The following is a 7,763-nucleotide window of genomic DNA, read 5'->3' on the forward strand; positions in this document are numbered from 1 at the left end:
CAGATGTAGGTTTAGGACTGATAGATGTAAAGAGGAGGAACCCCAATTAATTAAGGTTGAAGAAGGACATTATGTAAGGTGTTGGAATATAGATAAAGTTGCCTCAGAAGTAAAAAAAGGTCTTTTAGCAGGAGTGTGAGTATAAATGGCTGATTCATTATTAAAAGTAGATCATTTAGTTAAGTACTTTCCGATAAAGAAAGGTGTTTTTAGACGAACGGTAGGCTGGATAAAAGCTGTAGATGATGTATCTTTTGAGGTGTACGAGGGAGAAACCTTAGGACTGGTGGGAGAATCTGGTTGCGGTAAGACCACCACAGCTCTTACTATCTTAAGATTAGAAGAACCTACTAAAGGACAAGTAATATTCGATGGTAGAGATGTAGTAAAGATGAAAAAGGCGGATCTGAGAAAAGAGAGAAAGAACATGCAGATAATATTTCAGGACCCTTATAGTTCTCTTGATCCCAGGATGAAAATAAAGGATATAATTGCTGAAGGTATATTAACTCATAACCTATTAAAGGTTCGCGAAAGGTACAAAAGAGTTGGAGAACTGTTAGAGAAAGTAGGCATTCCAGCTGAAAATATGGACAGCTTTCCTCATGAATTTAGCGGAGGTCAAAGGCAAAGAATAGGTATTGCTAGAGCCCTGGCCTTAGAACCAAAGATAATAATGTGTGATGAAGCAGTTTCTGCGTTGGATGTATCTATACGATCTCAAATTATAAATCTTCTTAAAGACCTGCAGAAAGAATTTAACCTTACTTATCTCTTCATTGCTCATGATTTAAGTGTAATAAAGTATATCAGTGATAGAGTTGTAGTGATGTACCTGGGAAAGATAGTAGAAATTGCGGATAAAAAGGAATTGTTTACTAATACTATGCATCCTTATACCCAGGCATTAATATCCGCTGTTCCTGTTCCTAATCCAGATTATAAGAAGGAACGAATTATCTTAAAGGGCGATGTCCCCAGTCCCGCAAATCCACCTACAGGATGCAGGTTTCATCCGAGGTGTTCTAAAGTTATGAAAATATGTTCTGAAATTGAACCTAAATTAACAGAAGCAAAGGAAGGGCATTTTTGTGCCTGTCACCTTTATAATGAGAAGTAGATAATTTGTGTGCTTATGCGCCCGTGGCTCAATGGATAGAGCAGGGGCTTCCTAAGCCCTTGGTTGGAAGTTCGACTCTTCTCGGGCGCACTATTTTAAGGTATAGGAATTTCAATAATTCCTATACCTTAAATAAGGAATATGAATTATTATTCAGATATTCAAGGGTGCAATAAACATTAAGGTGAGGGCGAATTAAGGGGTTTTCAAGGGGAAGAATTCCTCTTGAATATCTTGTAATTGATATATTAGGAAGAATAGATTAGAGGTATATTAGAGGTATATTAGATGAAAACAGATGTAATTGCCCAAGTAAAAAAAACTATATTAGATTCTATTGAAAAAAATATAAAACAGAGTAATTTCCAAATTAAAATTATTCCCGAGATAATATTATTAACTCCTAAAAATAAATCTCATGGAGATCTGTCTACTAATATAGCTATGCAGTTATCTCGAGAATTAAAATTGAAACCTTTGGATATTGCCCATTTTATTGTAGATAATTTAAATATAAAGGACAGTATTATAGGTGAAGTTGAAATGGTTAGACCAGGTTTTATAAATTTTTGTTTGAAGGAAAATTGGTTATATCAGGTTATAGATGAAATTAGGGAAAAAGGTGAAGATTACGGTAAAGTAAATTTGGGCAAAGGAAAGAAGATTCAGGTTGAATTTGTTAGTGTTAATCCTACTGGGCCTTTACATGTTGGTCATGGAAAGTGTGCCGCAGTGGGAGACGCGCTAAGTAATATATTGAAAGCAGCAGGTTATAAAGTAGAAAAAGAATATTATATCAATGATCAGGGAAGACAGATTGACCTTTTAGGACAATCTGTTCAAGTAAGATATAATAACCTTTTAGGGGAAAGGATGGAATTTCCTGCTGACGGATATAAAGGTGAGTATATTGTTGATATTGCCAAAGAGGTTATAGAAAAATTTCAAGATAAGTATAAAGATAGAGATGACCAAGAAAGTCGAGAATTTTTTAAAGAATTTACTCTAAAAAATATTTTAGAAGGAATTAAAGAAGATTTAAAAAATTTTGGAGTGGAGTTTGATGCATGGTTTAGTGAAAGTTCTCTTTATAAGCAGAATAAACTTCAAGAGGTTATAGAATTACTCCAGCAGAAGGGTTTTCTTTATAAGGAAAAAGGTGCACTATGGTTAAAGACTACTGTTTTTGGCGATGAAAAAGATCGAGTAGTAATTAGAAAAAATAGTATTCCTACCTATTTTGCCTCTGATATTGCCTATCATCAAGACAAATACCAACGAGGGTTTGAAAAAATAATAGATATTTGGGGGGCTGACCACCACGGTTATATTCAAAGGATGAAGGCTGCGGTGCAGGCCTTGGGGTATCCCGAAGATTCTTTGGGAGTATTAATTGTGCAATTTGTTACTTTAATAAGAGATGGCAAAGAAGTAGGAATGTCTACCCGAGGAGGAGAGTTCATTACCCTGAGAGATTTAATAAAAGAAGTAGGTAAAGATGTAGCTCGCTATTTCTTTTTAATGAGAAGTCATGACAGTCATACGGAGTTTGACTTAGATGTAGCTAAGTCTCAATCTATGGAAAATCCGGTCTATTATATTCAATATGCCTATGCCCGGATATGTAGTATAATAAAAAAAGCAGAACAAGCAGGGGTAAAGATGGATAAAAGCAAGGTGATTAAGCTTCAATTATTAAACCAAGAAGAAGAATTTGAATTGATTAAAAAATTATCTTCCTTAAAAGAAGTAATTAAAAAGTCAGCTTTAACCTGGAAACCACACTTTTTAACCACTTATCTTTATGATTTAGCTTCCTCGTTTCACAAATATTATACGGTACATCGGATAATTACTGAAGATGAAGAACTAACCAGAGCTCGGTTAATATTAATCGATTGTACCAGGATAGTGTTATTTAATTCTCTCAAAATTTTAGGAGTTTCAGTTCCAGAGAGTATGTAATTAGTCGTTAGTAGTTAGTGAATAGTATTTAGTTAGCGTATAGCATATAGCGTTTAGGAAGTATAGTTAGGGGCGTATTGCATACGCCCATAAAAAAATAAGCAAAACCATAGCGAGTATAAAGATTTAGGGTAGAGGCTTGATTTATCAAGCCCGTAAAATTCGGGTCGGATAAATCTGACCCCTACATTAGAAGCTACATAGACAGGCGAGCCTCTCCTCGTGAAAATGGGGAACGCCTGTCCTACTAACGACTAGGCGGGAGGCGTTAGAAATAATTGGATAAAACGAGATTTGTAATAATTACCGGTCTATCCGGTGCAGGAAAAAGTATAGCGGTTAGGTGTTTTGAGGATTCGGGTTTTTTCTGTGTAGATAATATTCCTTCTCAGCTAATTCTCAAATTTGCAGAAATTTGTTTAAAGTCAAAGGGAAAACTGTCCAAAATTGCTTTAGTGGTGGATATAAGGGCAGGAATTTTTTTTAAGGATTTATTTAAATCACTTGGTTATTTAAAGGAATTAGGGATTAATAGAGAGATATTATTTTTAGAAGCAAGTGATGAGGCATTGGTTCACCGATTTAGTGGAACCAGGAGAAAGCATCCTTTAAATATTTCCAGCAGTATTTTGGAAAATATTCAAGCAGAGAGAGAACAGCTAAAAGAATTAAGGTCGCAAGCTAACTTGATTATAGATACTTCTGATTTAACTCCTAAACAATTGAGTAATGAAATTGTTAGAAGTTTTATAAAAAGAAAATATCAAAATATCCAGATAACCCTAATCTCTTTTGGTTATAAATATGGTATTCCCATTGATGTAGACATAGTCTTTGATGTTAGATTTCTTCCTAACCCTTTTTATATAGATAAATTAAAAGTTTTGCCGGGGACTAATAAGGAGATTGAAAAATATGTAACCGAATTCTCGGTTACCCAAAGATTTATAGAAGTATACTTTAATTTATTAAATTATTTAGTCCCTTATTATCTTAAAGAAGGTAAAACATATCTGTCTATTGCTTTTGGATGTACCGGTGGGAGACATAGGTCCGTAGTTTTAATAAATAAATTAGCCAGATATTTACGGGAGAAAGGATACAAAATATTTGTGAAACACCGAGATATGAATAAAGAAGAAACCAAGATTAAAAATGATTTATGAGAACATTCAATGTAAAAAGTCAACTCTGGAAATGGCTCTATCCAGGGATAAAAATAAAAAGATATTTATTGCTGGTTATTTTAGGCATAATATTATTAATTGGTGGTTTATTTTTTTGTTTTAATATAAAAAATTTTTTATTAATAAAGGGTAATCTGCGCGCAGTATTTAACTATTCCGATATTTTAATTAATATCCTGGGAGTAATATTAGGGGTCATTGGGGTAGGGCTTATAACTCTGGGAATAAGAAATTTAAATAGGTCGATTTTTAGGACCATAGTCCCTCAGCAGGTAGATAAAATATCTGAACTTATTTATCAAAAAACACGATTAAGCAAGGGTCCCAAAATAGTGGTTATTGGAGGTGGAACTGGTCTCTACGTGTTATTGCGAGGGTTAAAGTCTTTTACTAACCATATTACCGCAGTGGTGACGGTATTTGATACCGGTGGAAGCTCAGGAAGATTAAGAAAGGAGTTAGGAGTTCTTCCGCCAGGGGATATCAGAAATTGTTTAGTAGCCTTAGCTACTGTTGAACCATTAATGGAAAAATTATTCCAATACCGTTTTACTAATGGTAGTTTAGAGGGTCATAATTTTGGAAACTTGTTTATTACTGCAATGTCAGAAGTAAGTGGAGATTTTATAAGCGCAATTGAAAAATCGAGTGAAATATTAGCTATTCAGGGAAAAGTGTTACCTTCTTCTTTGGAAAATATTACCTTATCTGCTAAAATGAAAGATGGGGAAATTGTCAAAGGAGAAACCGAGATAACCCATAGTGGTAAAATTATTGATAAAGTATATTTAGAGCCTTCACCTGTATTACCCTTACCTGAAACTTTAAAGGCCCTAGAGCAGGCAGAGGCTATTATTTTAGGACCAGGAAGCCTTTATACCAGTATAATATGTAATCTTTTAGTAAAAGGGATATCTAAAGCAATTGGTGAGTCGAAGGCGATAAAGATATATATCTGTAATATTATGACCCAATCAGGGGAAACTGATCATTATACTGTTTCTCAACATTTAAAAGAATTAGAAAAGTATTTAGGTGTAAATTGTATTGATTATATTATAGTAAACACTGCGGAAATTGATAATGAGTTAAAAGAAAGATATGCTAAAGAAGGTGCTTATCAGGTAGTAGTTGATAGATCAGAGATATTAAAGATGGGTGTTGAATTAATAAGTAAAAAATTATGGTATAATCAGAACTTAGCGAGACATGATCCAGACAAGTTAGCCCAAATTATTATCGATTTAATATCGGAAAGAAAGGGTTAAATGTTTTTTACTTACCGAGTAAAAAATGAGTTAGCGAGAATGGTTCCGAAAAATGTCTATGAACAGAAAGACGAATTATTGGCCTTTATAAAATTAAGAGGTAGTATTACTAAAAAGGATCAAAAAATAGAGTTAACTATTATTTTGGAAAATCCTGCCCTAACCCGGACAGCTTATAATCTAATTAAAAAAGTCTTTAAAATATATCCCGTAGTAAAAACGGAACATTCATCTAATAAAAAGAAACATTATGTAATTAAAATTCCTTTTTTAACGGAAAACGAAAAGATTCTAAAAGAAATGGATCTAAGCTGGGAATGCCACTCGGCGAATAATAAGCAATCGGTAAGAAGAAAAAAATTAAATATAAATAATCTTTTTTCTAAAAATTTATATTTGAGAGGGGCTTTTTTAGTAAATGGATTTGTAAACGATCCAGAAAAGATGTACCATTTGGAAATTTCGGTTAATGATGAGATGGAGGCAAACTTTATTCATCACCTTTTTGACTATTATGATTTAAACTCCCGGGTAAGTTTTTGGAAGAAGAAGTGGGTGGTATATTTAAAGAAGGGAGATAGTATTTTTGAGTTTTTACGCCTAATTGGTGTTCAAAATGCCTTATTGTATTTTCAAGAGGTAAGGGCTAGAAAAGATGTAGTAAATATAGTAAATAGATTAGTTAATTGTGAGACAGCTAATTTAGATAAAACAGTTCTTTCTGCAGCTAAACAGTTACATAGCATTGATATAATAGAGAAAGAAATAGGTTTACAGAGCATTTCGTCTAAATTAGCTAGAATAGCTAAAATCAGAAAAAAATTGCCTTATGCCAGTTTACAGGAATTAGTTGAGGAGACAGATTATAAAATTACTAAGTCAGGCATTTACCATCGCTTAAAAAAAATTTCTCAAATAGCTGATGATTTATTGGAAGGTTAAAAAATATAAATTATAGATTTAAATCTAAAAATATAATAAAATATTCATTAGAATCTTAAAAAAAGGGAGGAATTAAAATGTCAAATGTCATCTTAAAGAATCTTACTAAAAAATTTAAAGAGGTGACCGCAGTAGATGATCTAAATATAGAGATAAAGGATAAGGAGTTTGCGGTCTTAGTTGGTCCGTCTGGTTGTGGAAAGACTACCACTTTAAGAGCAATTGCTGGTTTAGAGGAAGCAACCACAGGAGAGATCTATATTGGAGATAAGTTAGTAAATGATGTTCAACCCAAAGATAGAGATATTGCTATGGTCTTCCAGAACTATGCCCTTTATCCTCATATGGATGTTTATAATAATATGGCTTTTGGATTAAAATTGCGGAAATTTCCCAAGAAAGAAATCGAACAAAGAGTGCAGGAAGCAGCTGAAATATTAGGGATAGAAAATTTATTAAAGAGAAAACCTAAACAGCTATCGGGAGGACAGAGACAGAGGGTAGCAGTAGGAAGAGCCATTGTCCGAAAACCAAAGGTATTTTTATTTGATGAACCCCTTTCTAATTTAGATGCCAAGTTAAGGGTGGCCATGAGGGCAGAAATCAGTAAACTGCACCGTAGATTAGGGGCTACTATAATCTATGTAACCCATGATCAAGTAGAAGCAATGACTATGGCAAGTAGAATATTTATAATGAATGATGGTCGCCTGCAACAGTCAGGTGCACCTTTAGAAGTTTATAAAAAACCGAATAATAAATTTGTGGCTGGTTTTATTGGTTCTCCAGCCATGAATTTTATAGATTCTAAGATTGTAAAGGAGAATGGAGACTATTTTATTGATACAGAAGGTCTTAAAGTAAAGCTTCCCCAGGATTTTTATTCTAAAATAGCAGATTATGTGGGGAAAGAAGTGATCTTTGGAGTAAGACCTGAGGATCTTCATGATAAGCAATTTGTTTCTAACGCTACACCTTCTAATACTATAAAAGCAAAAGTGGATGTAATTGAACCTTTAGGGGCGGAGATTTTTATTTACCTGGCTTGCGGAAAGCATTCTCTGGTAGGAAAGATGGATGCACGTACCCAGGTGGAAATAGAACAGACCATGGAAGTAGTAATAGACATGGAAAAGACTCATATCTTTGATCCCAAAACTTCATTGGTTATAGTTTAGGAGAAGCTTAATTTAAAGGAATAATACTTAATTTCAATTTATGATATAATGGTTGTAACCCAAAAAGCTAAAAATATTTTTAAAAGATTTTTTATATGGTGCG

Annotated in this window: 6 protein-coding genes and 1 tRNA gene; all 7 read left to right on the plus strand. The window is 33.5% G+C overall.

Translation table 11 applies throughout. From position 1 onward, the window contains the following. Positions 1 to 145: 145 nt before the first annotated feature. Positions 146 to 1,120 carry an ABC transporter ATP-binding protein gene (locus COZ07_RS09815; protein WP_406608387.1) on the plus strand — a complete coding sequence of 325 codons (975 nt, stop codon included), beginning with the start codon at positions 146 to 148 and terminating at the stop codon, positions 1,118 to 1,120. Between the two features lie 17 nt (positions 1,121 to 1,137). Further along, positions 1,138 to 1,210 (plus strand) — tRNA-Arg (locus COZ07_RS09820). Positions 1,211 to 1,408: 198 nt separating this feature from the next. Then, on the plus strand, positions 1,409 to 3,085 hold the full coding sequence (argS, locus tag COZ07_RS09825; RefSeq protein WP_406608388.1) for an arginine--tRNA ligase: 1,677 nt from the start codon (positions 1,409 to 1,411) through the stop codon (positions 3,083 to 3,085). Positions 3,086 to 3,363: 278 nt separating this feature from the next. Next, a complete protein-coding gene (gene rapZ / locus COZ07_RS09830) occupies positions 3,364 to 4,251 on the plus strand; it encodes an RNase adapter RapZ (RefSeq protein ID WP_406608389.1) in 888 nt (295 codons plus the stop codon). Further along, complete coding sequence (yvcK, locus tag COZ07_RS09835) at positions 4,248 to 5,540, plus strand: YvcK family protein (protein WP_406608390.1); 1,293 nt, start codon at positions 4,248 to 4,250, stop codon at positions 5,538 to 5,540. Before rapZ ends, yvcK begins: the two co-directional genes overlap by 4 nt. Further along, positions 5,541 to 6,482 (plus strand): DNA-binding protein WhiA, encoded by a 942-nt coding sequence (gene whiA, locus COZ07_RS09840; protein ID WP_406608391.1) that lies wholly within the window; start codon positions 5,541 to 5,543, stop codon positions 6,480 to 6,482. It abuts the gene before it with no gap. A gap of 77 nt (positions 6,483 to 6,559) precedes the next feature. Beyond that, a complete protein-coding gene (locus COZ07_RS09845) occupies positions 6,560 to 7,660 on the plus strand; it encodes an ABC transporter ATP-binding protein (RefSeq protein ID WP_406608392.1) in 1,101 nt (366 codons plus the stop codon). The last annotated feature ends 103 nt before the right edge of the window (positions 7,661 to 7,763 follow it).

Origin of the sequence: Candidatus Infernicultor aquiphilus (genome assembly GCF_002784285.1) — a bacterium.
Taxonomy (GTDB): domain Bacteria; phylum Atribacterota; class Phoenicimicrobiia; order Phoenicimicrobiales; family Phoenicimicrobiaceae; genus Infernicultor; species Infernicultor aquiphilus.

What these genes read in the sequence shown, in the direction of transcription:
- COZ07_RS09815 (WP_406608387.1), top strand. Translation starts at nt 146, where the DNA reads ATGGCTGATTCATTATTAAAAGTAGATCATTTAGTTAAGTACTTTCCG.
- argS (WP_406608388.1), top strand. Translation starts at nt 1,409, where the DNA reads ATGAAAACAGATGTAATTGCCCAAGTAAAAAAAACTATATTAGATTCT.
- yvcK (WP_406608390.1), top strand. Translation starts at nt 4,248, where the DNA reads ATGAGAACATTCAATGTAAAAAGTCAACTCTGGAAATGGCTCTATCCA.
- whiA (WP_406608391.1), top strand. Translation starts at nt 5,541, where the DNA reads ATGTTTTTTACTTACCGAGTAAAAAATGAGTTAGCGAGAATGGTTCCG.
- COZ07_RS09845 (WP_406608392.1), top strand. Translation starts at nt 6,560, where the DNA reads ATGTCAAATGTCATCTTAAAGAATCTTACTAAAAAATTTAAAGAGGTG.